The organism is Blastococcus aurantiacus, assembly GCF_900102425.1.
Taxonomy (GTDB): Bacteria; Actinomycetota; Actinomycetes; order Mycobacteriales; family Geodermatophilaceae; genus Blastococcus; species Blastococcus aurantiacus.
Window position 1 is genome coordinate 93,785 of the sequence record NZ_FNBT01000002.1, and the last position, 24,413, is coordinate 118,197.

At 73.7% G+C, this 24,413-nt stretch carries 27 protein-coding genes; 18 read left to right on the forward strand and 9 right to left on the reverse strand.

Annotation, left to right across the window (positions count from 1 at the left end; all coding sequences use genetic code 11):
* Positions 1 to 73: 73 nt before the first annotated feature.
* Together BLS70_RS03900 and BLS70_RS03905 are read left to right on the forward strand one after the other, a co-directional pair.
* Positions 74 to 1,276 carry an MFS transporter gene (locus BLS70_RS03900; protein ID WP_091764360.1) on the forward strand — a complete coding sequence of 401 codons (1,203 nt, stop codon included), beginning with the start codon at positions 74 to 76 and terminating at the stop codon, positions 1,274 to 1,276.
* Positions 1,277 to 1,314: 38 nt separating this feature from the next.
* On the forward strand, positions 1,315 to 2,208 hold the full coding sequence (locus BLS70_RS03905) for an oxidoreductase (RefSeq protein ID WP_091764361.1): 894 nt from the start codon (positions 1,315 to 1,317) through the stop codon (positions 2,206 to 2,208).
* A gap of 3 nt (positions 2,209 to 2,211) precedes the next feature.
* Here BLS70_RS03905 and BLS70_RS03910 read toward each other — a convergent pair whose 3' ends face one another.
* The 4 genes from BLS70_RS03910 to BLS70_RS03925 form a co-directional block, all read right to left on the reverse strand.
* On the reverse strand, positions 2,212 to 3,531 hold the full coding sequence (locus BLS70_RS03910) for a D-arabinono-1,4-lactone oxidase (RefSeq protein WP_176946275.1): 1,320 nt from the start codon (positions 3,529 to 3,531) through the stop codon (positions 2,212 to 2,214).
* Positions 3,528 to 5,159, reverse strand: a complete 1,632-nt coding sequence (locus BLS70_RS03915; protein ID WP_255362225.1) for an ABC-F family ATP-binding cassette domain-containing protein — start codon at positions 5,157 to 5,159, stop codon at positions 3,528 to 3,530. The genes BLS70_RS03910 and BLS70_RS03915 overlap by 4 nt, the downstream gene beginning before the upstream one ends.
* Positions 5,160 to 5,207: 48 nt before the next feature.
* On the reverse strand, positions 5,208 to 5,447 hold the full coding sequence (locus BLS70_RS03920) for a three-helix bundle dimerization domain-containing protein (RefSeq protein WP_091764362.1): 240 nt from the start codon (positions 5,445 to 5,447) through the stop codon (positions 5,208 to 5,210).
* Between the two features lie 85 nt (positions 5,448 to 5,532).
* Complete coding sequence (locus tag BLS70_RS03925; protein WP_091764363.1) at positions 5,533 to 5,967, reverse strand: DUF1801 domain-containing protein; 435 nt, start codon at positions 5,965 to 5,967, stop codon at positions 5,533 to 5,535.
* Between the two features lie 209 nt (positions 5,968 to 6,176).
* Here BLS70_RS03925 and BLS70_RS03930 point away from each other — a divergent pair, with 209 nt between their 5' ends.
* Positions 6,177 to 7,238, forward strand: a complete 1,062-nt coding sequence (locus tag BLS70_RS03930) for a winged helix DNA-binding domain-containing protein (protein WP_091764364.1) — start codon at positions 6,177 to 6,179, stop codon at positions 7,236 to 7,238.
* Between the two features lie 27 nt (positions 7,239 to 7,265).
* Here BLS70_RS03930 and BLS70_RS03935 read toward each other — a convergent pair whose 3' ends face one another.
* Genes BLS70_RS03935 through BLS70_RS03945 form a run of 3 tightly spaced genes read right to left on the reverse strand, consistent with a single transcriptional unit; the run spans position 7,266 to position 9,390 of the window.
* A complete protein-coding gene (locus BLS70_RS03935) occupies positions 7,266 to 7,715 on the reverse strand; it encodes a nitroreductase family deazaflavin-dependent oxidoreductase (RefSeq protein WP_091764365.1) in 450 nt (149 codons plus the stop codon).
* A gap of 9 nt (positions 7,716 to 7,724) precedes the next feature.
* On the reverse strand, positions 7,725 to 8,978 hold the full coding sequence (locus tag BLS70_RS03940) for a glutathionylspermidine synthase family protein (protein WP_176946276.1): 1,254 nt from the start codon (positions 8,976 to 8,978) through the stop codon (positions 7,725 to 7,727).
* A 10-nt stretch (positions 8,979 to 8,988) separates the two neighbouring features.
* Positions 8,989 to 9,390: a hypothetical protein gene (locus tag BLS70_RS03945; protein ID WP_091764366.1), complete on the reverse strand. Its 402-nt coding sequence runs from the start codon at positions 9,388 to 9,390 to the stop codon at positions 8,989 to 8,991.
* A 221-nt stretch (positions 9,391 to 9,611) separates the two neighbouring features.
* On the opposite strand from BLS70_RS03945, the gene ypfJ reads away from it, so the two are divergent.
* From ypfJ to BLS70_RS20685, 10 genes are all read left to right on the forward strand, one after another.
* Entirely contained in the window at positions 9,612 to 10,523 is a 912-nt protein-coding gene (ypfJ, locus tag BLS70_RS03950; RefSeq protein ID WP_091764367.1) for a KPN_02809 family neutral zinc metallopeptidase, read from the forward strand.
* An 11-nt stretch (positions 10,524 to 10,534) separates the two neighbouring features.
* On the forward strand, positions 10,535 to 11,356 hold the full coding sequence (locus BLS70_RS03955; RefSeq protein WP_255362226.1) for an enoyl-CoA hydratase/isomerase family protein: 822 nt from the start codon (positions 10,535 to 10,537) through the stop codon (positions 11,354 to 11,356).
* 261 nt (positions 11,357 to 11,617) lie between these two features.
* On the forward strand, positions 11,618 to 12,409 hold the full coding sequence (locus BLS70_RS03960; protein ID WP_091764369.1) for a hypothetical protein: 792 nt from the start codon (positions 11,618 to 11,620) through the stop codon (positions 12,407 to 12,409).
* Between the two features lie 3 nt (positions 12,410 to 12,412).
* The gene (locus tag BLS70_RS03965; protein WP_091764370.1) at positions 12,413 to 12,940 is read left to right on the forward strand and encodes a phage holin family protein; all 528 of its coding nucleotides are present in this window, start codon (positions 12,413 to 12,415) and stop codon (positions 12,938 to 12,940) included.
* Between the two features lie 25 nt (positions 12,941 to 12,965).
* Positions 12,966 to 13,622 carry a DUF3618 domain-containing protein gene (locus tag BLS70_RS03970; protein ID WP_091764371.1) on the forward strand — a complete coding sequence of 219 codons (657 nt, stop codon included), beginning with the start codon at positions 12,966 to 12,968 and terminating at the stop codon, positions 13,620 to 13,622.
* A gap of 184 nt (positions 13,623 to 13,806) precedes the next feature.
* On the forward strand, positions 13,807 to 15,396 hold the full coding sequence (locus BLS70_RS03975) for a sensor histidine kinase (protein ID WP_091764372.1): 1,590 nt from the start codon (positions 13,807 to 13,809) through the stop codon (positions 15,394 to 15,396).
* A gap of 253 nt (positions 15,397 to 15,649) precedes the next feature.
* Entirely contained in the window at positions 15,650 to 16,252 is a 603-nt protein-coding gene (locus tag BLS70_RS03980; protein WP_091764373.1) for a TasA family protein, read from the forward strand.
* Positions 16,253 to 16,280: 28 nt separating this feature from the next.
* Positions 16,281 to 16,928 (forward strand): signal peptidase I, encoded by a 648-nt coding sequence (locus tag BLS70_RS03985; RefSeq protein ID WP_218122269.1) that lies wholly within the window; start codon positions 16,281 to 16,283, stop codon positions 16,926 to 16,928.
* On the forward strand, positions 16,925 to 17,530 hold the full coding sequence (locus tag BLS70_RS20680; RefSeq protein ID WP_176946277.1) for a hypothetical protein: 606 nt from the start codon (positions 16,925 to 16,927) through the stop codon (positions 17,528 to 17,530). Before BLS70_RS03985 ends, BLS70_RS20680 begins: the two co-directional genes overlap by 4 nt.
* Positions 17,524 to 18,198, forward strand: coding sequence for a response regulator (locus BLS70_RS20685; RefSeq protein ID WP_176946278.1), 675 nt, complete (start codon positions 17,524 to 17,526; stop codon positions 18,196 to 18,198). Before BLS70_RS20680 ends, BLS70_RS20685 begins: the two co-directional genes overlap by 7 nt.
* A gap of 147 nt (positions 18,199 to 18,345) precedes the next feature.
* On the opposite strand, the gene BLS70_RS03995 is transcribed toward BLS70_RS20685, so the two are convergent.
* On the reverse strand, positions 18,346 to 19,053 hold the full coding sequence (locus BLS70_RS03995) for a response regulator transcription factor (protein WP_091764375.1): 708 nt from the start codon (positions 19,051 to 19,053) through the stop codon (positions 18,346 to 18,348).
* Positions 19,054 to 19,301: 248 nt separating this feature from the next.
* On the opposite strand from BLS70_RS03995, the gene BLS70_RS04000 reads away from it, so the two are divergent.
* From BLS70_RS04000 to BLS70_RS04020, 5 genes are read left to right on the forward strand one after another with little or no spacing between them, the layout of a single operon-like run.
* A complete protein-coding gene (locus BLS70_RS04000; RefSeq protein ID WP_091764376.1) occupies positions 19,302 to 20,372 on the forward strand; it encodes a response regulator in 1,071 nt (356 codons plus the stop codon).
* Positions 20,365 to 21,363, forward strand: a complete 999-nt coding sequence (locus BLS70_RS04005; RefSeq protein ID WP_091764377.1) for an ATP-grasp domain-containing protein — start codon at positions 20,365 to 20,367, stop codon at positions 21,361 to 21,363. The genes BLS70_RS04000 and BLS70_RS04005 overlap by 8 nt, the downstream gene beginning before the upstream one ends.
* Positions 21,360 to 22,094 (forward strand): PHP domain-containing protein, encoded by a 735-nt coding sequence (locus tag BLS70_RS04010; protein WP_091764378.1) that lies wholly within the window; start codon positions 21,360 to 21,362, stop codon positions 22,092 to 22,094. The genes BLS70_RS04005 and BLS70_RS04010 overlap by 4 nt, the downstream gene beginning before the upstream one ends.
* Positions 22,091 to 23,575 carry a glycosyltransferase family 2 protein gene (locus BLS70_RS04015; protein ID WP_218122270.1) on the forward strand — a complete coding sequence of 495 codons (1,485 nt, stop codon included), beginning with the start codon at positions 22,091 to 22,093 and terminating at the stop codon, positions 23,573 to 23,575. The genes BLS70_RS04010 and BLS70_RS04015 overlap by 4 nt, the downstream gene beginning before the upstream one ends.
* Positions 23,572 to 23,841 (forward strand): hypothetical protein, encoded by a 270-nt coding sequence (locus BLS70_RS04020; RefSeq protein ID WP_091764379.1) that lies wholly within the window; start codon positions 23,572 to 23,574, stop codon positions 23,839 to 23,841. The genes BLS70_RS04015 and BLS70_RS04020 overlap by 4 nt, the downstream gene beginning before the upstream one ends.
* A 50-nt stretch (positions 23,842 to 23,891) precedes the next feature.
* Here BLS70_RS04020 and BLS70_RS04025 read toward each other — a convergent pair whose 3' ends face one another.
* The gene (locus BLS70_RS04025; protein WP_176946279.1) at positions 23,892 to 24,413 is read right to left on the reverse strand and encodes a class I SAM-dependent methyltransferase; all 522 of its coding nucleotides are present in this window, start codon (positions 24,411 to 24,413) and stop codon (positions 23,892 to 23,894) included.

Below are 24,413 nucleotides of genomic sequence, written 5' to 3' on the forward strand. Positions count from 1 at the left end.
ACCGCCTCAGCCCGGCCCTCCAGGACGACGCCGTCCGCCGGCTCCTGCCCGCCCGCGTCCCTGGAGTTCCCCCGTGCCCCGCGCCCTGCTCGCCCTGGCCATCGGCGCCTTCGGGATCGGCACGACCGAGTTCGTCGTCATGGGCATGCTGCCCGAGATCGCCGACGGCCTCGACGTGTCGGTGTCCGCCGTCGGCCTGCTCATCTCCGCCTACGCCATCGGCGTCGTGGTCGGCGCCCCCACGCTCACCGCGCTCGGCCTGCGCTTCACGCCCCGCCAGACGCTCGTCGCGCTGATGGTGGTCTTCGTCGTCGGCAACCTGCTCGCCGCGTGCGCCCCGACCTACGGCACGCTCGCCGCGGCCCGGGTGCTCACCGCCCTCGCACACGGCTCCTTCTTCGGCGTGGGTGCGATCGCGGCCCGCCGGCTCGTCGCCCCCGAGCGCGCCACCCAGGCGATCTCCCTCATGGTCACCGGGCTGACGCTGGCCAACGTCATCGGCGTCCCGGCCGGTACCTGGGTCGCCCAGCAGACCAGCTGGCGGCTGGTGCTGGCCGCCATCGCCGGGATCGGCGTCCTGACCATCGCCGGGCTGCTGGCCTGGCTGCCCTCGGACGGCGGCGAGCCGACGGACCTGCGCACCGAGCTCTCCGCGTTCCGCAGCCGCCAGGTCTGGCTGGTCCTCGCCCTCACGATGGTCGGCTTCGCGGCCACCTTCGCGGTCTACAGCTACGTGGCACCGATCCTCACCGACCTGGCAGGCTTCTCCTCCGGCAGCGTCACGCCGGTGCTCGCGCTGTTCGGCGTCGGCACCACGGTGGGCACGCTGCTGGGCGGCCGACTGGGCAGCCGCTTCGACTTCGGGTTCGTCGCGCTCGGGATGCTCGGGGTCGCCGTCGTGCTCGCGGTGTTCGCCCTCTCCGCCCGCAACGCCGTCGCCGCCGTCGTCCTGCTGGTGCTGTTCGGCACGCTCGGCTTCGCGATGGGGCCGATCGTGCTCAACGGCGTCATCGAGGCCGCGGCCGTGCCCGGCGGCAGCCTGGTGTCGGCCGCCAACCAGGCCGCCTTCAACGTGGCCAACGCCCTGGGTGCGGCGCTCGGCGCGCTGGTCATCTCCCAGGGGTACGGCCTCACCGCGCCGATGTGGGTGGGTGCGGGGCTGGCCGTCGCCGGCGCCGGCATCGCGCTGTGGGTCCGGCAGGGTGCGCGCCGGCCGGTGGGCACACCCCTCTCCTCGTCCGTCCCCGCCGCACCGGAGCCCGCGGGCGCGCGCTGAGCCGCGCATACCCCGCCGCTCGGGGGTAGGGACCGGCCATGACCATCGGCACCGCAGAACCCTCCGGCACCTACCCCCTGGGCGGCCGCGCCGTCTTCCGTCTCGGCTACGGCGCGATGCAGCTCGCCGGCCCGCACGTGATGGGGCCGCCGGCCGACCGGGACGAGGCGATCGCGGTGCTCCGCCGCGCGGTCGAGCTGGGCGTGAACCACATCGACACCAGCGACTACTACGGCCCGCACGTGGTCAACGAGCTCATCCGGGAGGCGCTGCACCCCTACCCCGAGGACCTGGTGATCGTCACCAAGGTCGGTGCCCGGCGGACCCCCGAGGGCGAGTGGCCGGAGGCGCTGTCGGCCGACGAGCTGCGCTCCGCCGTCGAGGACAACCTGCGCAACCTGGGCGTCGAGGCGATGGACGTGGTGAACCTGCGGATGCCCGGCTTCGCCGAGCCGGTCGAGCGCTCGCTGGCCGAGCCGTTCGAGGCGCTCGCCCAGCTGCAGCAGGAGGGGAAGATCAGGCAACTGGGCATCAGCAACGTCACCACGCAGATGGTCGCCGAGGCCCGCGCCATCGCACCGGTGGCATGCGTGCAGAACCACTACAACCTGGTGCACCGGGACGACGACCCGCTGATCGACGCCCTGGCGCGCGAGGACATCGCCTACGTGCCGTTCTTCCCCCTCGGCGGGTTCAGCCCGCTGCAGTCGGCGGCCCTGGAGACGGTGGCCCGGCGGCTGGAGACGACGCCGATGCAGGTGGCCCTGGCCTGGCTGCTTACCCGGTCGCCCAACGTGCTGCTCATCCCCGGGACGTCGTCGGTGGCGCACCTGGAGGAGAACATGCTCGCCTCCGCGCGGGTGCTCGGTCCCCTGGAGCTCCAGGAGCTCGACCGCATCGGCGGCACCGGGGAGCCCGACGTCGACCTGTGAGCGTCAGCCGCCCACCGGGCCGAGCACCCGGTCGAGGTGCGCGTTGCCCAGCACCCCGACCGGGTCCAACCGCGCGCGCAGGGCCGTGAACTCGTCGAACCGTGGATAGCGGGTGCGCAGCGCCGCCGCGTCCAGGCCGTGCAGCTTCCCCCAGTGCGGCCGGCCACCGACGCTGCCGGCCAGCGACTCGAGGGCGGCGAACCAGGAGCCCGGGTCGGTGCGGGCCGGGACGTGCGCAGCGATGTAGGCGGTGTCCCGGCCCGAGGCCGTCGACAGCGGGATGTCGTCGGCGGCCGCCACCCGCACCTCGACGGGGAAGGATGCCTGGAACTCCCCGGCCGCGGCGATCCGGTGCAGCTCGGTCAGGATCGCGGGTGCCTCGTCCCGCGGGACGGCGTACTCCATCTCGACGAAGCGCACCCGGCGCCGGCTGACGAAGACGCGGTGCGAGGCGTCGGTCCACGAGCGCCTGCCCAGCCCCCGGGCGGTGACGGCGGCCAGCTGCGGGATCAGCGCGGGCCGGCGGCGGCCGGCTGCGACCATGCCCGCGAAGACGATGTTGGACAGGACCTCGTCCTCCCACACCGCGCGCCAGCGCGGAAGCGGGGCCAGGCCCGACTCCAGCGGCACGCGGGTGTTGCGCTTGGTCAGGCACCGGTCGGTGTGCGGGAACCAGTAGAACTCGACGTGGTCGGTCGAGGTCATGAACTCCCCGAACCCGTCCAGCAGGTCCCCGAGGCGGGCCGGCCCCTCCTCCGCTCGCAGCGCGAAGGCCGGCTCCGCCTGCAGGGTCACCGTGTCGAGCACACCCAGGGCGCCCAGCCCGATGCGGGCGGCGGCGAAGACGTCGGCGTTCTCGTCGGCGGAGCAGTGCAGGCGCGAGCCGTCGGCCAGCACCAGGTCCAGGGCCCGCAGCTGGGTGGCCAGGCCGCCGAAGCGGGCGCCGGTGCCGTGCGTGCCGGTGGAGAGCGCGCCGGAGACGGTCTGCCGGTCGATGTCGCCGAGGTTGGTCAGGGACCAGCCCCGCGCGGCGAGCTCGGCGTTGAGCCGGTGCAGCGGCATCCCCGCCTGCACCGTGACCAGCCCGGCGCCGTCGACGTCCACCAGGGCGGCGTGCCGGTCGAGCACCAGCTGGACGTCCTCGGGCCGGCCGATGGCGGTGAACGAGTGCCCCGAGCCGATGGGGCGCACCCGGCGGCCCGACTCCCCCGCCCGCACGAGGGCGGCCGCGATCTCGTCGGCACTTGTGGGGTGGACGACGTCGACCCCCGCCACCCGCTGGTTGCCGGCCCAGTTCCGCCAGTTCCCGTCCTCGGTGATCATCGGGCGCGGGCGACCCGGGTCTCGTCGAACACCGGCTCGGCCGACTCGTAGACCCGCCCGTCGGAGCCGAACACGAGGAACCGGTCGAAGGAGCGGGCGAACCACCGGTCGTGGGTCACCGCCAGCACGGTGCCCTCGAAGGCGGCCAGCGCCTCCTCCAGGGCCTCGGCCGAGAGCACGTCGAGGTTGTCGGTGGGCTCGTCGAGCAGCAGCAGCGTGGCGCCGCCCAGCTCGAGCATGAGGATCTGGAAGCGCGCCTGCTGCCCGCCCGAGAGCGTCCGGAAGGGCTGGTCGGCGGCCCCGTTGAGCCCGTAGCGGCGCAGCGCGGCCATGGCGCGGCCCCGGTCCACGCCGGGGCGGCCCGGCTCGCCGTGCCAGAGCAGGTCGACCGGCGTCCGGTCCTGCCACTCGGGGTGGGCGTGCGTCTGGGCGAAGATCCCGGGGACGACGCGCGCGCCCAGCCGCCAGGAGCCGGTGTGCGCGACGTCCTGCCCGGCGAGCAGCCGGAGGAAGTGCGACTTGCCCGCACCGTTGGCACCCAGGACGCCCACGCGGTCGCCGAACCAGAGCTCGGCGTCGAAGGGCTGCATGAGGCCGGTCAGCTCCAGCCCCTCGGCGATCACCGAGCGCACGCCCGTCCGCCCGCCGCGCAGCCGCATCGCCACCTTCTGCTCCGGCGGACGCTCCGGCGGCGGGCCGGCCGCCTCGAACTTGGCCAGCCGGGTCTGCATCGCGTGGTACCGGTTGGCCATGTCCGGGGAGTTCGCGGCCTGCTGCTGCATGGTGCGCACCAGGTCGATCAGCCGCTGGTGCTCCTCGTCCCAGCGGCGCCGCAGCTCGGCCAGCCGCTCGTGCCGCGCGGTGCGGGCCTCGGGGTAGGAGGCGAACCCGCCGCCGTGCACCCACGCGGTCCCGCCCTCGACGGTGATGACCCGGTCGGCCACCCGCGCCAGCAGCTCGCGGTCGTGGCTGACGAACAGGACCGTCTTGCGGGTCTCCAGCAGCCGCTCCTCCAGCCAGCGCTTGCCCGGGACGTCGAGGTAGTTGTCCGGCTCGTCGAGCAGCAGCACCTGGTCGGGGCCGCGCAGCAGCGCCTCGAGCGCCAGCCGCTTCTGCTCCCCGCCCGACAGCGTCGAGAGCTCGCGGTACTTGCACCGGTCGTAGGGCACGCCCAGCGCGGCGACGGTCACGGTGTCCCAGGTGACCTCGATGTCGTAGCCGCCGACGTCGCCCCAGTGCGCCAGCGCGTTCGCGTAGGTCATCTGGGTGGGTTCGTCGTCGCTCTCCATCATGGCGAGCTCGGCGGCCTCGACCGCGTGCCACGCCTCCTGGACGGCGGGCGGCGCGAGGTCCACGAGCAGCCGCTGGACGGTGGTGCCGTCGCGCACCGAGCCGATGAACTGGCGCATCACGCCCAGCCCGCCCGTGCGCGCGATCGCGCCGGCCTCGGGCACCAGGTCACCGGCGATGATCCGCAGCAGCGTCGTCTTGCCGGCCCCGTTCTCGCCGACGAGCGCGGCACGGGCACCCTCGCCGACGCGGAACGAGACGTCGTCCAGCAGCACCCGCCCGTCGGAGAGGGTGTGCCGGACCGCGCTCACGTCGACCGAACCGGAACCGATGCCCACCCGGACATCCTCCCGGCAGGGGCAACCCGATTCCGAGGGGCCCGCCGGTCAGCCGACGTGCATCCCCAGCCGGTAGCGCGCCAGCCGTTCCACGAGCTCGGGCAGTGCGCCGACCGGCGAACCTCCGAGGTCCCGCCGGCTCTCCCGGACGACGCGCACGACGAGCTGCGGCCGCACCCGGCCGGCGTACTCGCCGCGGAGCCGGTCGACGGCCTGCTGGACGGCGGGGTCGGAGCAGGGCAGCTCGGAGGAGGAGTCGGGGCTGCTGGGCGGGACGGTCAGGGTCATCGACGATCTCCCACGGGTGGGCGGGTGCCGGGCTGTCCCGGTTGCTCCACCACCGTGCCGGGACGCCCCCGCCGGCGCCAGGGACCTAGGACTCGCCCTCGGTGAAGTACTCGTTGCGACCGGACGACGTGTTGGCGACGGCATCGCGCAGCAGGGCGCCGAGCTCACCGGTGTCGACGCGGTCCAGCGAGGTGAAGCGGATGCAGCTCTTGCCGCAGGAGACCTTCCCGAGCCGCTCCGCCCGGTCCTCGGCGAGGTAGCCGCCGTCGACCACCGCGCAGACGTAGAGAGACAGGTGCCGCTTCTGGGCGGCCAGTGCGATCAGCGGCCAGCTCGTCGTCTCCCGGGCCGAGCGCGGCCGGTAGGGCATGAGGCCGTACCCCAGCATCTGCCCGGCGCCGGCGGGCGCCAGCCCGCGGTCGATACCGGGCGCGGCCTCCTGCACCAGCGCGTCGACGCGGCGCAACTCGGCCTCGCGCGGGCCCGCAGCGGCGAACCACTCGTCGATGCCGCCGGTCACGACGTCGGCCTCAGCCCAGGGCGAGGGAGAGGACGGTCGCGCCGGCCGCCAGGACCATGGCGAGGACGAGGACGGCGGCCACGATGCGCCGGCGCCGCTCCGCGCGGGAACCCCAGGGACCAGTCATACCGCCACGCTAGCCCCGGGCGGCGGTCACCACGAGACCACACGCGCTGGAGATCGTCGGACCCCGGTGACACGGTGTCCCCGTGACCACGGGGTCCGAGATCGGGTTGCTCCGGCTCGTCGCGCAGCGGGTGGCCGGCCCGCGCGCGGCCACGCCGCTCGACGCCGTGCGCCGGCTGACCGCCGTCCAGGGGCAGGACCACCCCGGCTCCGTCACCTCGGTCGCGCTGCGCACCGCCGGCCGGTCGCGAGCCGAGGTCCTCGCGGCGATGGACCGCGGCGAGATCGTCCGGTCCTGGCCGATGCGCGGCACCCTGCACCTCACCGCCGCCGAGGACCTGCCCTGGATGCTGGATCTGCTGGGCGAGCGCGCGCTGGCCGGCGTCGGCAAGCGCCGCGCCTCCCTGGAGCTGACCGACGAGGACGTGGCGCGGGCCTGCGCGGCGGCCGTGGCCGCCCTCTCCGGCGGCCGGCGGCTGTCCCGGGCCGGGTTGCTGGCCGCGATCGAGGCCGGCGGGGTCGCCGTCACCGGACAGCGCGGCTACCACCTGCTGTGGTTCGCCGCCCAGACCGGCCACACCTGCCTGGGGCCGACCGAGGACGGCGAGCAGCAGTTCGTCCTGCTCGACGAGTGGGTGCCCCGGCCGCGCCGGCTGGAGCGCGAGGAGGCGCTGGGCGAGCTGGCGGCACGCTTCTTCGCCGGGCACGGGCCGGCGCCCGTGCAGGACCTCGCCCGCTGGTCGGGGCTGACCGTCCGCGACTCCCGCGCCGGGCTCGCCACCGCCCGGGAGCAGCTGGAGTCGATGACCGTCGAGGGCGTCGAGCACTTCCTCGACCCGGCCACCCCCGAGCTGCTCGCCGCCTGCCGGGAGGAGGCGCGGGGCACGTTCCTCCTGCCGGGCTTCGACGAGTTCGTGCTCGGCTACGGCGACCGCAGCGCCGTCCTCGATCCCGCCTTCGCCACGCGCATCGTGCCGGGCAGCAACGGGATGTTCCTGTCCACCGTCGTCGTCGACGGCCGGGTCGTGGGCACCTGGCGCCACGAGGGCCGCGGCGCGCGCCGGGCCGCCGTCGGCACCGCCTTCGACCCCGCGGACGCCGACCTGGTGGCCGGCGTTCCCGAGCTCGCCGCCGCGCTGCCCTGACCGGGGCGCGCGACGGCTGCGCGGCGGTCAGGAGGAGGGGCGCTCCACCAGGAAGACCGGGATCTGGCGGTCGGTCTTCTGCTGGTACTCGGCGTAGGGCGGGTAGGCGGCGACGGCGCGCTCCCACCACACCCGCTTCTCGTCGCCGGTGATCTCGCGGGCGACGCCGTCCCACGGCTCCGGGCCGTCCTGCACGGTCACCTGGTCGGGGTGCGCGCGCAGGTTGGCCACCCAGGCGGGGTCCGTCGGCGCGCCGCCCTGCGAGCCCACCATGGCGTAGACGCCGTCGTGCTCGACGCGCATGAGGGCCTGCTTGCGCACCTTCCCGCTCTTGGCACCGCGCGTGCTGAAGATCGCGACCGGCAGGCCGGTGTCCAGCAGCGTGTTCGCCTCCCGGCCCCCGGTCTCCTCGTAGCGGGCGACCTGGTCGCGGACCCACTTCTGCGGACTGGGCTCGTACTCACCTTCCAGCGGCATGACCCGAACCTAAGGCGCTGCGCGCCGGCCGTCCTGCGGAGGGGCGAAGTCGATGGTGTGCGGCACGAAGAAGCTCAGGTTGTCGGTGATCAGGCCGTCGCTCTCCCGGATGCCCAGCCCCGCCGGCTCGCCGTCGACCACCCACGCGCCCAGCACCGGGTGGTGTGGGCCGTCCACGCCGGCGAAGTCTGGCAGCGGCGCGAACTCCTGCACGACGAAGCCCTCGGTGCCGTACCGCCCCGGCAGTTGAGTGGTCACCGCGCCGTCCCGCACGATCGCGACGTTGGCGCCCTCTCGGCCCCACAGCGGCTTGCGGACGTAGGTCTGCCAGGCCGACGGCATCTCGTCGGCGAAGTAGGCGGGCAGGAGGTACTGGCCGAGCACCGGGTCGCTGCCGAACAGCTGCCACAGCACCGGCAGCAGCGCCTTGGTGCTCCACAGCATCTTGTAGGCCGGCTCGACCCACGTCGTCCCGCCGGGACGCATCCCGTCGGCCAGGACGGCGGCGCCGAACTCGTCCTCGATCAGCCACTCCCAGGGATAGAGCTTGAAGACGACGTCGAGATGGCGGCCCTGCGGGTCGTAGAACCGGCCGTCCCCGGAGTCGAGCACGATGTCCTCGACCACGAGCTCGATCGCCTCGTAGCCGGCCTGCACCACGGTGTCCATGAGGTAGGCGACGGTCATCCGGTCCTCGCCGGAGGTCTCCTCGCTGGTCCAGGCCAGGTGCACCCGCGGCCGGACGCCGGTGCGCCGCTCCCACTTGGTGAGGTTGCGCTGCCAGGCCGCCACGAGGGTGTCGTGCAGCGCGTTCCACTGGTCGCGCCCCTGTCCGGTGAACAGGTGCCAGTTCCACTGGGTGACGGCCGACTCGACCAGCCCGGTGGGGGTGTCGGCGTTGAACTCCAACAGCTTGGGCGGGCCGTCGCCGTCGTAGCGCAGGTCGAAGCGGCCGTAGATGCTCGGCGGCTCCTCCGCCCATGTCCGGCGGATCTGCGGTCGGGCCATGGGCGGGATGTTCAGCCGGTCGAACAGCTCGTTGTCGACGACGTGGTCGCCGGCGGCCACGCACATCTGGAACAGCTGGCGGACGGCGCCGTCGAGCTCCTCGACCTCGGCCATGGAGAAGTCGTAGAACGGCCCCTCGCGCCAGTAGCTGCGCACCTCGCCGCCGGGCAGGTGGGTGCGGTTGTAGACCAGCCCCTGGGACTCGATCTCCGCCTCCCAGCCGGGGCGGACGATCCCGCTCTCGATCCGTCGCACGGGAGGCGGCTCAGCTCCCCGCGCCGGAGCCGGCCTTGTTGCCGATCCCGCTGCCGATGCCGCCGCTCACCCGCTGGCCGGCGCTCACCTTGCCCGTGCCGGGCAGGCCGGCGCGCTGCCGCGCGGCGCTGTCACCCGGGTTGATCCGCGTGCCGCCCGAGGGCAGCACCGTGCCGACCGGCAGCCCGGGACGGAAGCCACCGAGGTAGAGGAAGAACAGCCCGCCGCCCAGACCCCCGCCGCGGTCGTCGTCGCAGAGGTCCTCGTCGACGATCTCGCCGTTCTCGTCGGTGCAGTAGGCGACCTGCTCGTCGTCCTCGCCGCCCGCTCCGCACCCGGCCATGAAGCCGGTCGCGGCGGTGGCGAGCACCGTGGTCGTGAGGGCGGCGCGGACGCGGTTGGAGACCGCCATGACGTGGTTCCTCCTCGGGTTCCCCCAGACAGTAGATCGTGGAACCGGACGGCCGCTCGCACCCAGCGCGCCGGTCCCGTCCGCACGCCGCCGGCGGTGCCGCGTGCGCCCCTCGGGTCGCGGAGCCGACCCTCGGAATGGCACCGTCTCAGGCGGCCGGATCCCCCGGACGCACGCCGACCCGCCCTGCCCGGGCCGCAGACCACGGAGGACCGCCGAGCATGAGGTACCGCGAGAGCGGCAGCCTGGACACGTCCGGGGTGCGGGACGCCCGCGGTCGCGGCGGTGGTGGCCGGGGCATCGCCGTGGGCGGTGGCGGGCTGGGCCTGGTGGGGCTGCTCGTCGTCGTCCTGCTGCAGGTGCTCGGCGGTGGGGACGGCGGAGGCGGTGCGGCGGCCGGCGCCTTGTCCGGGCTCGGTCAGGACCAGACCGTCGACAACACGACGCTGGCGCAGAACTGCCGGACCGGCGCCGACGCCAACGAATCGGTCGAGTGCGCGGTCGTCGCCGACGTGGAGTCGATCCAGGACTACTGGTCCGGGGTGCTGCGCGGGCGGTACGAGCCCACGAAGACGACCTTCTTCACCGGCTCGGTGCAGACCGCCTGCGGGGCCGGGTCGAGCGGCTCGGGGCCCTTCTACTGCCCGGCCGACCAGCTGGTCTACATCGACCTGACCTTCTTCGACCAGATGCGCGAGCAGTTCGGCGCCCAGGGCGGTCTGTTCGTCGACGCCTACATCATCGCCCACGAGTACGGCCACCACGTGCAGAACCTGCTCGGCACCAACGCGCGGGTCACGCCCGGGGAGAGCGGCCCGACCAGCGGCTCGGTGCGGCTGGAGCTGCAGGCCGACTGCTACGCGGGCGCCTGGGCGAAGCACGCCGAGACCGTGCCCGATGACTCGGGCGAGCCGCTGATCGCGGACATCACCGACGACGACATCGACCGGGCGCTGGACGCCGCCGCCCGCATCGGCGACGACTACATCCAGGAGAACCTCGGCGGCGGGACGGTGGACCAGGAGGCCTTCACCCACGGCAGCTCCGAGCAGCGGCAGCGGTGGTTCCGCACCGGCTACGAGACCGGCGACCCGAACCGCTGCGACACCTTCGCGACCGACGACCTCGGATGAAGGAGACCCTAGTGCCCCCCACCGCTCGCGAGCTCGCGTCGGGCCCCTACCCGGGGGCCGAGAACCTCAGCCTCGACCGTGACGGGCACACCGCCGTCCTGACCATCGACCGGCCGGCGAAGCGCAACGCGATGACCGCGGAGATGTGGGCCGCGCTCCCCGGCGTGCTGGCCGGCCCGGCCGCCGACCCCGCCGTGCGGGTGCTCGTCGTGACCGGCGCGGGCCCCAGCTTCTGCGCCGGCGCTGACATCGCCGGCCTGCTCGGGGGGCCCGACGCGCAGGACCCGATGGCCGAGGTCCGGGCGCACAACCTCGCGGCGCAGGCGGCGCTCCGGGCCTTCCCCAAGCCGACGGTCGCGATGATCCGCGGGCACTGCATCGGCGGCGGCGTGGAGATCGCCGCCTCCTGCGACCTGCGCTTCGCCGACCGCTCGAGCGTCTTCGGGGTGACGCCGTCGAAGGTGGGCATCGTCTACCCGCCGTCGTCGACCCGGGCACTGGTGGACCTGGTGGGCCCGGCCACGACCAAGTACCTGCTCTTCAGCGGTGAGCTGCTCGACGCGGACGACGCGCTGCGCACGGGCCTGGTCGACCGGCTGGTCGAACCCGCGGACCTCGAGGACGAGGTGCGGCGGTTCGCCGACGTGCTCGCCGCCCGCTCGGCGCTCACCCAGCGGGCCACCAAGGAAATCGTGGCCGCGCTCACCGAAGGCACCGACGCGGAGGCCGTCGCCACCCCGCGGTACCGCGAGACGATCACCGCCGGGGAGCTGCCGGAGGGGGTCGCCGCCTTCGCCGAGCGACGTCCGCCGCGCTTCGGCTGGACAGGCTGACCTGCAGATCCCTGTTTCGCGACCCCTCCGGCAGGGGTACCACAACCTCTGCGGCGCACCCACGGGGGCTGCCCGGCGCGACATCGCTGTCGCACCTCGGCTCCCTCTCCGCCCGCCCGTGACGCATGGAAGCGCCGGGCGGAAGGCCGGTTCCGGCACCGCTTGGATCAAGAAGATCACGCAGCAGGTGTGGCCGAACCACTCCAGGGTAGCGCCACTCCGACCACGAGAACTGCCCATGAACACTGCCGAGGAGGACCGATGACTCACTCCATCGACGCCCCGCTCCCCCCGCCCACCACCACGGCGGGGAGCACGGGCCAGAGCTCGCCCAGCAAGGCCGACGTCGCCAAGGACGAGGCGAAGGCCGTCGGCCAGACCGCGGCCCAGGCCGGTAGCCAGGTCGCCTCGACCGCTGCCGACCAGGCCAAGGAGGTCGCACACGAGACCCAGCGCCAGGCGCAGGACCTGCTCAAGCAGGGCCAGTCGCAGCTCAAGGACCAGACTGTCGCCCAGCAGCAGAAGGCCGCTCAGGGCCTGAGCTCGCTGGCCGGCGAGCTGCGCAGCCTCGCGGACGGCACCAGCCAGGGTGCCCCCGGACCGGCCCGCGACCTGCTCCAGCAGGCCTCCGGCTACATCGAGACGTTCGCCGACAAGCTGCAGAACCGCGAGCCGGCCGAGCTGCTCGAGGAGGTCCGCAGCCTCGCCCGTCGTCGCCCGGGCATGTTCCTGCTCGGTGCCGCTGCTGCCGGAATCGTCGCCGGCCGGCTGACCAGCGGCGTGCGCGCCGCCCACAGCGACTCCGGCCCGTCCGGCAACACCGGTGGCTACCCCACGACCAACTACGTGGACCCGACGCCGACCTACTCGGACACCACGTACACCGACACCACGAGCACCTACACGGGTACCGGCGCCGCCTACTCGACGGCCGGCTCCGCCCCGCTGCCGCCGCCCCCGTACGGCACCGTGCCCCCCGAGGGCAGCGTCGTGCCGCCGGCCACCCCGGCCGGCTGGGACGACCCGGCTCGCCGCCCCGGTGGGGTGGGCTGACGCATGAGCACCCCGTACACCCCGGGCCAGCCCACGGGCGGCCCCGGCTACGCCCCACCGATGGTGGAGCCCGCGACCCAGAATTACGCGGCCGACTACTCCGGTGAGCACAGCGGCAGCCTCGGGACGCCGACGACGGCCGACGGCCGCCCCGACGTCGAGGGCAACTCGGTCGGTGCGCTGATCGGCGAGGTCACCAAGGACCTCTCGACCCTCATGCGCCAGGAGCTCGAGCTGGCCAAGGTCGAGCTCAAGGCCGAGGCAGTGAAGGCGGGCACGGGCGCAGGCCTGTTCGGTGCCGCCGGCTTCGCCGCCTACTTCGCGGTGCTCTTCCTGTCCGTGGCCCTGTGGTGGGCGCTGTCCCACCTCGTCGGCCACAGCTGGTCGGCCCTGATCGTCGCGATCCTCTGGGGGATCGTCGCCGCGGTGGCCGCCCTGATGGGCAAGAAGAAGTTCCAGCAGGTCAACCCCAAGCCCGAGCGCACCGTGGAGACCCTTTCCCAGGTGCCGGGCGCCCTCAAGCCCAACTGACCCCCACGACGAAGGAGTCGCACCAATGACCAGCAGTGACCCGGACGTCATCCGGCGGCAGATCGAGGACACCCGGCGCGAGCTCAGCTACGACGTCGACGCCCTCAACGAGAAGGTCAACCCCGCACGTGTCATGGACCGGCGGGTGACCGCCGCGAAGGGGCGCGTCTCCGGCCTCAAGGACAAGGTGATGGGTACCGCGCACGACACCAAGCAGTCCGCGCACGGGACGGCGTCCAACGCCGTCGGGTCCGTGCAGGGCGCCGCCGGTAACGCCGCCGGCACCGTGCAGGACGCCGCGCACAGTGCGGCCGGTGCCATCCAGGGCGCTCCGGACGCGGCCATCCGGCAGACCCAGGGCAACCCCCTGGCCGCCGGGCTGATCGCCTTCGGTGTCGGCTGGCTGGTGTCGAGCCTGCTCCCGGCCACGCAGAAGGAGCAGCAGCTCGCGCAGCAGGCCGAGACGGCCGTCCGCGACAACAAGGACGCCCTGCTGGCCCCGGCCAAGCAGGCCGCCCAGGAGATCGGCGACCAGCTCAAGCCGGCCGCCCAGGACGCCGTCGAGTCGGTGAAGTCCACCGCCCAGGACGCCGCCGCGACCGTCAAGAGCGAGGGGCAGTCCGCTGCCCAGGACGTGCAGGGCCAGGCCCAGCAGTCCAAGGAGTCGGTGCAGGGCCAGTAGGTCCGGCCCCTGCTCCACCCGGGTCCCTGACCCGATCGCTCAGCACCGCGCCCCGCCGGGTCCGCCCGGCGGGGCGCAGTGCTGTCCGGACCGGCCCGTGCCGGCCTGCCGGGCCTCGCCCCAACGGGTGACGCCGCGGTCGCCAGACCTGCTGCGGCCGCCGCGGGCCGCCGACGTCTGAGGCATGACCGCCGCTGTCCTGGACCGGGGCCGACCGGCCGCCTCCTGGCGGGCGACGCTGCGTGGCCCTGTCCCCGCCACGCTGCTGACCGTCGTCGCGGTGGCGCTGCTCGCCACCGGCGTGCTGCCCGTCGTCCGGACCGGGGCGGTGCTGGCCGGCCTCGTCGCGGCCGCCCTTGCCGTGGGCACCGACTGGCTCACGCGCGCATCGACCTCCACCGTGCGCGCCGTCGTCGTCCCGCTGGCCGGCACCGCGTCCGTCGCGCTGCTGCACGCCGGCACGGAGTCCTCGGCACTGCTCCTCCTGGCCCTGGCTCCGGCGAGCGCCCTGGCCGGCACCGCGCAGCGCCTGGGCCGGCAGGCCCGCGTCATCGACCGGCTGCAGGCGGAGCAGGCCGTCCTGCTGGAGCAGGTCCAGAGCCGCGCCGACGAGCTCGACCAGGCCTCGCGGATCCTGGCCGCCCGCGCGCAGACCATGACCAGCGTCATCGACGCGGTCACCGAGCAGTCGATCATCGGCACCGACCCCGACGGCACGATCCGCGTCTGGAACCCGGGCGCGGAGAAGCTCCTCGGTCTCCCCCGGGCCGACGTCGTCCGGCAGCGCTCGATCCTGGACTTCCACCTGCCCGAGGAGCTCGAGGACGCGGCCGGCAACGGCGGTACGCCCGGCGGTCTCTACGCCCTCGTGCAGACCGCCCAGGAGCACGGCAGCGACGTGCGCGACTGGACCTACGTGGGGGCGGACGGGCGTCAGCGCACCGTCTCCGTCGCCGTCACGCCGCGCACCGACGACCGCGGCGTGCACGCCGGGTGGAACTTCGTCGGCACGGACATGACCGAGATCCGGGCCACGGAGCGGATGAAGGACCAGTTCGTCAGCCTCATCTCCCACGAGCTGCGCACCCCGCTGACCTCGATCTTGGGCTACCTCGAACTGGTCCTCGACGACGACGACCAGACGCTGACCGACGAGCAGCGGCAGTACCTGACGACGGTGGAGCGCAACGCCGACCGCCTGCTGCGCCTCGTGGGCGACCTGCTGTTCACCGCGCGCGTGGAAGCCGGGCAGTTCACGCTGCAGCCCGAGGACGTCGACCTGGTGGGGATCGTGCAGGCCGCCGAGGAGACCGCCCGCGTCGCCGCCACGAACGCCGGCGTGCAGCTCCGCGTGGAGGCACCCGCCGGCGGGCTCGTGGTCGCCGGCGACCCGGTGCGGCTGGGTCAGGCCTGCGACAACCTCGTGTCCAACGCCGTCAAGTTCACGCCCGCGGGCGGGCAGGTGACGCTCACCGTCGCTGCCGGCTGGCAGTCCGAGGACGGCGCGGTGACCCCGGCCGAGCGCCCCGGCACGGTGCCGGTCGCCCAGCTGGCGGTGCGCGACACCGGCATCGGCATCCCCAACGACGAGCAGGGCAAGCTGTTCACCCGGTTCTTCCGCGCCTCGACCGCCCAGCGCAACGCCGTCCCCGGCGTGGGTCTGGGCCTGTCCATCACCAAGGCGATCACCACCGCGCACGGCGGCACGCTGGACCTGGTGAGCGTGGAGGGCGAGGGCACCACGTTCACGCTCACGCTCCCCCGCACCGCCTGATCCCGGCGTCACCAGCGCCCCCGTCCCCTGCCAGGGGCCGGGGGCGCTCCGCTTTTCCGCGGAAAGGCAGCCCGCCTTTCCGCGGAAAAGCGGCCGTGGACGGCGGAAACGGCCCTGACAGCCCCGATCTGCGGGTCACTCGTCGCAGCCTTGCGGATTCCTTGCGGATTCCGGGCGGGTGGCCTGCGGAAGGGCCTCCAGAGTTCTCCTTGTCGCCGGATGAGCCGGTGACACGGACACAGGGAGAACGAAGATGAGCGCCAAGGTCACCAGCTCCACCACCCGCAAGGTCGTCGGCTCGCTCGGCGTCATCGGCGCGGCTGCTGCCGTCGCCGGCATGGGCACCTTCGGTTCCTTCACCGACAGCACCACCCCGGTCGCCACGACCATCAACTCCGGCACCGTCTCGATCGACCTCACCAAGGCGTCGACCCTCGAGTTCTCCGCCGCCGAGCTCATCCCGGGCGACTCGGTCACCCGCACCTTCACGCTGAAGAACGACGGCAGCAGCGACCTCGGCTCGATCATGCTCGCCTCGGCCGCCACCACGAGCAGCATCCTGACGACGGACGCGACCAACGGCCTGCAGCTGTCCGTGAAGTCCTGCCCCGTGGCCTGGACCCAGAGCGGCAACTCCTTCACCTGCGCCAGCGGCGAGAAGACGCTGCTCGCGTCGGGCCCCGCCGTCAACAACAAGGTCCTGGATGCCCCCGCATCGCTGGGCGCCGGCAAGTCCGACAACCTGGCGATCTCCTACGCGCTGCCCGTCTCCGCCGGCAACGAGTTCCAGGGCAAGCAGGCCGCGTTCAGCCTCACCTTCACCGCCACCCAGCGCACCGCGCCGGCTGCGCGCTGACCCGGCTGATCCGACCGGAGATCACACCATGACCGCCGTCCTCCCCGTCCGTCGCCCGGGGGCAGCACAGACGCTGCCCCCGGCCGAGGACAACCGCTCCGCGCACGACCGGTCCGCCGGTCCGGCCCGCACGCTGGGCCTGCTCGCCCCGTGGCTGGTCCGCGCGGTGGTCGGGCTGGCCGTCGCGGTCTTCGCACTCCTCGCCGTGGGACCCCACGTCCTCGGCTACCGCACCATGACGATGCTCACCGGCAGCATGGCCCCGATGATCGAGCCGGGCGACGTCACCGTCGTCACGCCGATCGCCGTCGAGGACGTCACCGAGGGCATGGTCATCACGTACCACCAGCCGATCGGCGACCGCTCGATCGTCACCCACCGGGTGGTCGAGGTCGACCGCAGCGCCGACGGCCGGGTCAGCGTCCGCACCAAGGGCGACGCCAACGAGGCGATCGACCCGTGGACGGCGACCCTCGAGGGCGACACCGCCTACGAGGTCCGGGCCGTGGTGCCCGAGCTCGGCCACCTCATCCAGGCGCTCCGCACCCCCGTCATCACCCAGGTGCTGCTCTACGGCGCCCCGGCCCTGCTGGCCGGCTGGCTGCTGCTCTCCATCTGGCGCCCCACCTCCGAGACCACCGACGACACCGAGACCCGTGAGGAGGACCTGTCGTGAACCGCCTCCGCCGCTCGGCCGTCCTGCTCGGCCTGACCGCCGCCGTGATCGTCGGCAGCAGCATCCCCGCCTCGGCCACCTTCTCCGAGTCCGTCAGCACCAACACCGCCGCGCTGCGCACTCTCACCGTCGCCGCGCCCACCGGGCTGGTCGTCGACGACACTTGCACCACGACGACGACGACCGTGAAGCGCACCGTGTACACGAACCCGGGCACCGGCGCGCAGACCACGAGGTACTACAGCTCCTCGACGACGCAGTCGACCAGCTCCACCAACGAGGACAGCACGACGACACAGACGGTGGCCGGCCCCGGCCCCAACGAGACGACGACCACCACGGTCACCAAGGACACCGACCTGTCCGTGACGCTCCGCTGGACGGCCAGCACGTCCAGCCGCGTGGGCAGCTACCTGGTGTCCGCCCACCTGGGCATCAACGGGTCGGTCAGTCCGCTGATGACCACCACCAGCGCCACGACGTCGGTCACGCAGACGCAGGACGCCGACGCGCTGGCCTACCGGCCGAGCCTGTCGGTCACCACGCAGACCACGTACGGCTGGACCGCCGCCTCCGCGCAGACGCGGGTGCTGTCGTGCTGACCGCCCTCGTCGTCGACGCCGACGCCCTCGCCCGCCGCCGGGTCATCGGGCTCCTCCGCCTCGGCGGGTGGGACGTCCAGGAGGCCTCGGACGTGGCCGCCGCGCTGCACATGGCCGCCTCCACCCCCTACGACCTGGTCGTCACCGACGTCACGGTCGGCGGGGAGGACGGGCTGGAGCTGCTCCGTCAGCTGCGCCGCGACGGTTCGCAGGCCCGCTTCCTGGTCGTGACGGCGGACCCGTCGCCGGCCACGAGCGCCGAGGCAGCCGCCGCCGGTGCGTGGGCCTGCCTGCCCAAGCCGGTCGACCCCGGCGCACTCCTCGACTTCCTGCGCAGCCGGACCACGGGGCCGGCTGCGCAGGGCGACCGCTACGAGATCCACGAGATCGACGACCTGCACGACGACGACCTCGAGGACGAACTGATGGACCGACTCCAGGAGATGTACGTGAGCGCGCTACCGGGCCGGCTGTCGGCCATCGACGTCCACACCCGCCAGGGCAACAGCCCCGCCGTGGCCTCGGCCGCCTACACCCTGGCCGGCACCAGCGGCCAGCTCGGGCACCCCGAGGTCGCCTCGATCTGCCAGGCGATCGCCGCCGATGCCCGGCGCGGCGTCCTGGCCCACTCCCGGGTGCAGCACCTGCACGCACTCGCCGGCGTCTGAGAAAGGACCCCCGTCCTGCCCACCCCTCGCACGCTCGGGGCGGGACCCGGGACGGGGCCGGGTCGGACGCGCACGAACGAAGGGCCCGCAGACGAGGGGGAATCGTCTGCGGGCCCTTCCGTGTGCCCGGCCCCGTGGGGGCCGGGATCAGGCAGCGACGAGGCGGTAGCCGACGCCGCGCACGGTGCGGATCTCCGGAGAGCTCAGCCCGGCGGCGACCAGCTTGCGGCGCAGGTTGGACATGTGCGCCTCGACCAGCCGGAGGTTGCCCTCCCAGTCGGTCTGCCAGACCTCGCGCAGCAGCGTCTCCCGCTGCAGCACCCGTCCCGGGCGGGAGGCGAGCGCGGCGAGCAGGTCGAACTCGGTGCGGGTCAGGTCGACGACGGCGCCGTCGACGCGCACCTCCCGGCTCTCCTCGTCCACCTCGAGCTCGGCGAGCCGGCGGACCGACTCCTCCGCCTCGGGCGCGGGCTGCGGGGCCGGCGCGGTGCGCGGGAAGCGCAGCATGGCCTGCACCCGCGCCACCAGCTCGCGGGGCGAGAACGGCTTGGCCATGTACCCGTCGGCCCCGACGGCCAGACCGATGAGCAGGTCGACCTCCTCGGCGCGCGCGGTGAGCATGAGGACGTAGCAGGCGGTCTCGGCACGGATCTGCCGGCAGAGCTCGGTGCCGTCGGTGTCGGGCAGGCCGAGGTCGAGCACGATGAGGTCCGGCGCCTCGCGCCGCACCTCCTCCATGGCCTCCGCTCCCGTCCCGACGGCGCGCACCCGCATCCCCGCGCGCTCCAGGACCGTGCTGACCAGCGTGCGGATCTCCTCGGTGTCCTCCACGACGAGCACGGATGGCTTCTCCACGTTCCTCCCCCCTCCGATGCGTTCACGAGGCCCGCGACCGATGGGTCGGGGTCACCTGACTGAGTGATCGGCCCGGGTGCCGGGCAGCTTGAGCCGAGCGGGGCCGAGCGGGTCCTCCCCGGTCACCCCTCCGGGTGATGCCGGGGCTCGTCCGGCTCCACAAGTCCCCCGCCGGGGCCGTTGCCGAGTGCGGGGCACGACGTGTCCTCCTCCCCCCGGGGAGGCGCCCACCCGCTGAGGAGCTGGCCATGGACGGCGACGTCCGCGTCCTGGTCGTCGATGACGACCCCGACATCGCACAGTTCGTGCGCACCGTCCTGAGCAAGGCCGGGATGCACGCGGTGGCCTGCTTCGATCCGCTGGAGGCCCTGGCACTTGCGGCCCGCGACTCCTTCGATGCCGTCGTCACCGACATCGAGATGCCCGGCATGAACGGCCTGGAGTTCCTCGGCCGGCTGCGCGAGCTGCAGACCGACCTGCCCGTGGCCGTCATGACCGCGCACGCCTCGGTCGACTACGCGGTCGAGGCGCTGCGCCGCAACGCCGACGAGTTCATGGTCAAGCCGGTGCGCCGCGACGACGTCGTCGCGACCGTGCGCCGGCTGGTCGAGCTCGGCATCGCCCGCCGGGCCACCGCCCGGCACCAGACGGTGCTGGCCATCGGCGCCCACCCCGACGACGTCGAGCTCGGCATCGGCGGCACCCTGGCCGCGCACCGGTCCGCCGGTGACCAGGTCGTGATCCTGACGCTGTCCCGTGGCGCACGCGGCGGCGAGGCCGGCGACCGCATGGGCGAGTCCATGGCCGCCGCGGAGCTCATCGGCGCGCGGCTGTTCATGGAGGACCTCGAGGACACCCGCATCAGCGAGGCCGACCCCACCGTCTCGATCATCGAGCGCGTCGTCGCCCAGGTGCAGCCGACCATCGTCTACACGCACTCCGCGCACGACCGGCACCAGGACCACCGCGCCGTCCACCGCGCGGCCACCGTTGCCACCCGCAACGTGCCCACGTTCGCCTGCTACCAGAGCCCGTCGGCCACGGTCGACTACCGGCCCACCCGGTTCGTGAGCATCGACGGCTTCACCGACACCAAGCTCGCGCTGCTGGCCTGCTTCGGCTCGCAGGCCGGCATCCGCAACTACATGCAGGACGACTTCGTCCTCGCCACCAGCCGCTACTGGTCCCGCTACGGCGGCGGCCAGCACTGCGAGCCGCTCGAGGTGATCCGCGAGGCCAGTGCCGTCGTGGGCGCCCAGAGCGACGCGCCCGCCATCCCCGTCCAGTCCTCGAACCTCACGGAGCGCTCCGGTGTCTGACAACTCCCCCGTCCGCGTGCTAGTGACCGGCGCCGGAGGCCCCGCGGGCGTCGCCGTCCTCCGGTCCCTCGCCCGCCGTCCCGACGTCACGCTGCTGGCCGCGGACATGGACCGCTACGCCAGCGGCCTGTACCTCGTCGACGAGGGCGCCCGCTTCCTCGTCGAGCCGGGCCTGGCCGACACCTTCGTCGACTCCCTCGTCGACCTCTGCGAGCGGGAGCGGGTCGACGTCCTCTTCTCCACGGTCGACGTCGAGCTGCCGCGCATCGCCGCCGAGCGCAAGCGCCTGGACGCCGTCGGCACCGCGCTGGCCGCGCCCAGCCTGGAGACCCTCGAGGTCTGCCTGGACAAGTTCGCGCTCGCCCGGCGCTGCGCCGACGTGCTGCCCACGCCCCGCACCGAGCTGCTGGGCACGACCGACCCGGGATCGTGGGACTACCCGGTGATCGTCAAGCCGCGCCGCGGCGCCGGTTCGCGCGGCGTGCACCAGGTCGACGACGCCGACGCGCTGCGTGCGCTGGGCGCCGACGAGGACATCCTCGTGCAGGCGATGCTCCCCGGCGACGAGTACAGCGTCGACACCCTGGCCGACGCCGACGGGCACGTGGTCGCCGCGGTGCCGCGCTCGCGGCTGCGGGTCGACTCCGGCGTCTCGGTGGCCGGCTGCACCGTCGCCGACCGCGAGCTGGAGCAGACCGCCCGCCAGGTCGCCGAGGCCATCGGCCTGGTCGGGGTCGCCAACGTGCAGCTGCGCCGCGACGCCGAGGGCCGGGCCGCCCTGCTCGAGGTCAACCCGCGCTTCCCAGGCGCGATGCCCCTGACGGTCGCCGCCGGCGTGGACATGCCCTCCCTGGCGCTCGACCTGGCGCTGGGCCGCCCGCTGCCGGACTCGGTGCCCTTCGCCGAGGTGGCCGTCGTGCGGTACCTCGAGGACGTCTTCCTCGACCCGGCCGACGTGCTCGCCGAGCCGTCCGGCGAGGCCGGCCGATGACCGCCGACCTGCTCCGCACCGACCACCACGTGCACTCCACCTGGTCCGACGACGCGGTGAGCACGACGCTGGAGAACCTGGCCGCCGCGCGCGACGCCGGGCTGGCCAGCATCCGCATGGTCGACCACGTCCGCACGACCACGACCTACGTGCCGGAGTTCCTGGCCGAGGTCGCGGCCCTGCCGCCGGTGGAGGGCCTGGAGGTCCTCACCGGGGTCGAGGCCAAGATCCTCGACGCCTCCGGCCGCCTCGACGTGCCCGACGACCTCGTGGTCGGGACCGGCGGCGTCGACCGGATCCTCATCGCCGACCACCAGTTCCCCGGGCTCGACGGCCCGTGGAGCCCCCGGCGGACGCTCGAGGAGATCGAGCGCGGTCTCTCGGCCCAGGACGCCCTCGGCATCCTGGTCGAGGCCACCGTCCGCGCCATGGACCGGGCCGGCCGCGGCCAGCTCGCGCACGTGTTCTCGCTCCTGCCCAAGATCGGGCTCGCCGAGTCCGACCTGACCGATCAGCACGTCGACGCCGTCGCACAGGCCGCCGTCCGCACGGGCACGACGGTCGAGGTCAACGAGAAGTGGCGCTGCCCCGGGCCCCACGTGGTCCTGGCGTTCGCCGCCGCCGGCGTGACGCTCGTCGGCTCCACCGACAGCCACGAGGCGTCGTCGGTCGGCCGCTACTCGTGGGTCGCCGGCAGCGTGCCGGCCGGAGCGCCGGCGGTGACCCGGTGAGCGACGTCCTGGCCGCAGGCCCCGACCTGGCCGGCATCGGCCGCGACGTGCTGGTCGGCGTCTTCCTGATCTTCGTCGCCTTCGGCGCGATCCCCGTGCTCGCCGGCCTGGCGCAGTTCCTCCTCATCCCCGTGCACGCCGTGCGCAACCACTACCGCGAGACCGGGCCCTACCTGCCCAACGTCGCGGTGCTGGTGCCGGCGTGGAACGAGGCGGCCGTGCTGACCACCTCGGTCGAGCGCCTCATGGGGCTGGACTACCCGCCGGACCGGCTGCGCGTGTACGTGGTCGACGACGCCAGCACCGACGACACCCCCGCGGTGATGGCCGGGCTCGGCGCCCGCTTCCCGGGGCGGGTCGTGCACCTGCGCCGCGAGAAGGGCGGCGAGGGCAAGGCGCACACCCTCAACCACGGGCTGCGCGAGATCCTCGCCGACGACTGGATGGAGGCGCTCCTGATCATGGACGCCGACGTCATCTACGCCGCCGACTCGCTGCGCAAGATGACCCGCCACCTGGCCGACCCCACCGTCGGTGCGGTCACCGCCTACATCCGCGAGGGCAGCGAGGACGCCCACGGGATCACCCGCTTCATCGGGTTCGACTACCTGGCGGCCCAGGCGGCCTCCCGGCGCGCGCAGAACGTCGCCGGCGCCATGGCCTGCCTCGCCGGCGGTGCGCAGCTGCACACCCGGGAGAACCTCGAGGCCATCGGCGGCCAGATCGACACCTCCTCGCTGGCCGAGGACACCGTCACCACGTTCCGCACCCAGTTGGCCGGGCGCCGCGTCGTCTTCGAGCCGCACGCCCGCGTGCTGGCCGAGGAGCCGGCCGGCATCGACGCGCTGTGGAAGCAGCGGCTGCGCTGGGCCCGGGGCAACGTGCAGATCACCTCGATGTACCGCCACCTGTGGTTCCGGAAGTCGGTGCACCCCGGTCTGGGCGGCTTCTTCTTCGGGGTCTTCTGGTTCGCGATCCTGCTCCTGCCGGTGGCGATGCTGCTGACCTCGATCGGTCTCATCGGCCTGTACCTGCTGGACAGCGACCTGGCCGCGTCCGTGTTCGGGGCGGCGGTGTTCGTCCCCGTGGCGACCTTCGTCTTCATGATCACCATGACGATCTCGGTCGACCCGCGGGTCGGGCTCAAGGTGTGGAAGGAGGCGCTGCTCTTCCCGGGTGCCATCTCCTTCACCGTGTTGGTCGGGGCCACCTTCCCGACGCTGGTCCCGTGGGGTGCCGGTGACGCCAGCGGCTGGACGCTGTTCGTCTACAGCTGGCTGGTGCTGTGCGTGCCGATGGCCTTCCTGGTCCGGAAGCTCGAGCTCACCCGCTGGGGCCGCCGGTTGGCCCCCATCGGGCTCTATCTCGTCGGGTTCGGCCCGATGATGTGCGCGATCACCGTGGACGCCTACGTCAAGGAGTTCCGCGGGGCCGCGATGACCTGGGACAAGACCGAGAAGACCGGAAGGGTCATGGCATGAGCAGGGGACGCACCACCAGCGACCGGGCAGCAGCCGCGGTCGCAGCGAGCCTCGCCTCGCGCCCGTACCGCATCTCGCCGCCGGTCGTGCTGACCGCCGGAGAGCTGGCCGCCCGCGGCGGGGTGCTCCCCGTCTGGGCCGACCCGATGGCGCTGGCCGACGAGACCGAGGCCGACCGGCTCCGGGAGCGGCGGCTGTACGCCGGCCTCGCGAGCGCGATCGCCGTCGTCGTCCTGCTCTGGACGGTGCGCGCCCTGGTCATGTGACCGCCCCGCCACCGGCCCGCGCGCTCCTCGCAGGAGCGCGCGGGCCGGTGTCACGTCCGCACCCGCCGCAGCTCGACGGCGACGGACCCGTAGGGGGACGTCGCCCCGCGGTGGACGGCGATCGTCGCCAGCCCCCGCTCCCCCGCGAGTCGCCCGATCGCCGCCGTCACCGGCTCCAGCGCGTCGGGCGTCATCAGCGAGAACGCCACGACCACGCGTCCGCCGGGGCGGAGCACCCGGTCGACGACGTCCCACTCCGGTGCGGGCGGCGTCCAGAACGCCCGCACGTCGAAGGCGACGACGACGTCGAAGGGCGCGGCGCCCAGGTCCGCGGTGACCAGCGGCGCCGTGATCAGCCGCACCCGGCCGTGGGAGACCGCGTCGGCGTTCCGGCGGGCCGCGGTGGCGGTCATGGTCGCGGACCGGTCGACGCCCACCACCTCGCCGCGGGCGGCCCGCGCGGCGAGCAGCGAGAGCAGCACTCCGTGGCCGCAGCCGACCTCGAGCACCCGGTCGGACTCCCGGGGAGCAACGACCGCCGCCGCCCAGGCGAGCCGCTCGGAGGCCCGCAC

Excerpts from the sequence above, each read along its gene's own strand:
- BLS70_RS03905 (WP_091764361.1), top strand. The coding sequence starts at position 1,315 with ATGACCATCGGCACCGCAGAACCCTCCGGCACCTACCCCCTGGGCGGC.
- BLS70_RS03910 (WP_176946275.1), bottom strand. The coding sequence starts at position 3,531 with ATGATCACCGAGGACGGGAACTGGCGGAACTGGGCCGGCAACCAGCGG.
- BLS70_RS03920 (WP_091764362.1), bottom strand. The coding sequence starts at position 5,447 with ATGACCCTGACCGTCCCGCCCAGCAGCCCCGACTCCTCCTCCGAGCTG.
- BLS70_RS03935 (WP_091764365.1), bottom strand. The coding sequence starts at position 7,715 with ATGCCGCTGGAAGGTGAGTACGAGCCCAGTCCGCAGAAGTGGGTCCGC.
- BLS70_RS03945 (WP_091764366.1), bottom strand. The coding sequence starts at position 9,390 with ATGGCGGTCTCCAACCGCGTCCGCGCCGCCCTCACGACCACGGTGCTC.
- ypfJ (WP_091764367.1), top strand. The coding sequence starts at position 9,612 with ATGAGGTACCGCGAGAGCGGCAGCCTGGACACGTCCGGGGTGCGGGAC.
- BLS70_RS03960 (WP_091764369.1), top strand. The coding sequence starts at position 11,618 with ATGACTCACTCCATCGACGCCCCGCTCCCCCCGCCCACCACCACGGCG.
- BLS70_RS03965 (WP_091764370.1), top strand. The coding sequence starts at position 12,413 with ATGAGCACCCCGTACACCCCGGGCCAGCCCACGGGCGGCCCCGGCTAC.
- BLS70_RS03970 (WP_091764371.1), top strand. The coding sequence starts at position 12,966 with ATGACCAGCAGTGACCCGGACGTCATCCGGCGGCAGATCGAGGACACC.
- BLS70_RS03975 (WP_091764372.1), top strand. The coding sequence starts at position 13,807 with ATGACCGCCGCTGTCCTGGACCGGGGCCGACCGGCCGCCTCCTGGCGG.
- BLS70_RS03980 (WP_091764373.1), top strand. The coding sequence starts at position 15,650 with ATGAGCGCCAAGGTCACCAGCTCCACCACCCGCAAGGTCGTCGGCTCG.
- BLS70_RS03985 (WP_218122269.1), top strand. The coding sequence starts at position 16,281 with ATGACCGCCGTCCTCCCCGTCCGTCGCCCGGGGGCAGCACAGACGCTG.
- BLS70_RS04000 (WP_091764376.1), top strand. The coding sequence starts at position 19,302 with ATGGACGGCGACGTCCGCGTCCTGGTCGTCGATGACGACCCCGACATC.
- BLS70_RS04010 (WP_091764378.1), top strand. The coding sequence starts at position 21,360 with ATGACCGCCGACCTGCTCCGCACCGACCACCACGTGCACTCCACCTGG.
- BLS70_RS04020 (WP_091764379.1), top strand. The coding sequence starts at position 23,572 with ATGAGCAGGGGACGCACCACCAGCGACCGGGCAGCAGCCGCGGTCGCA.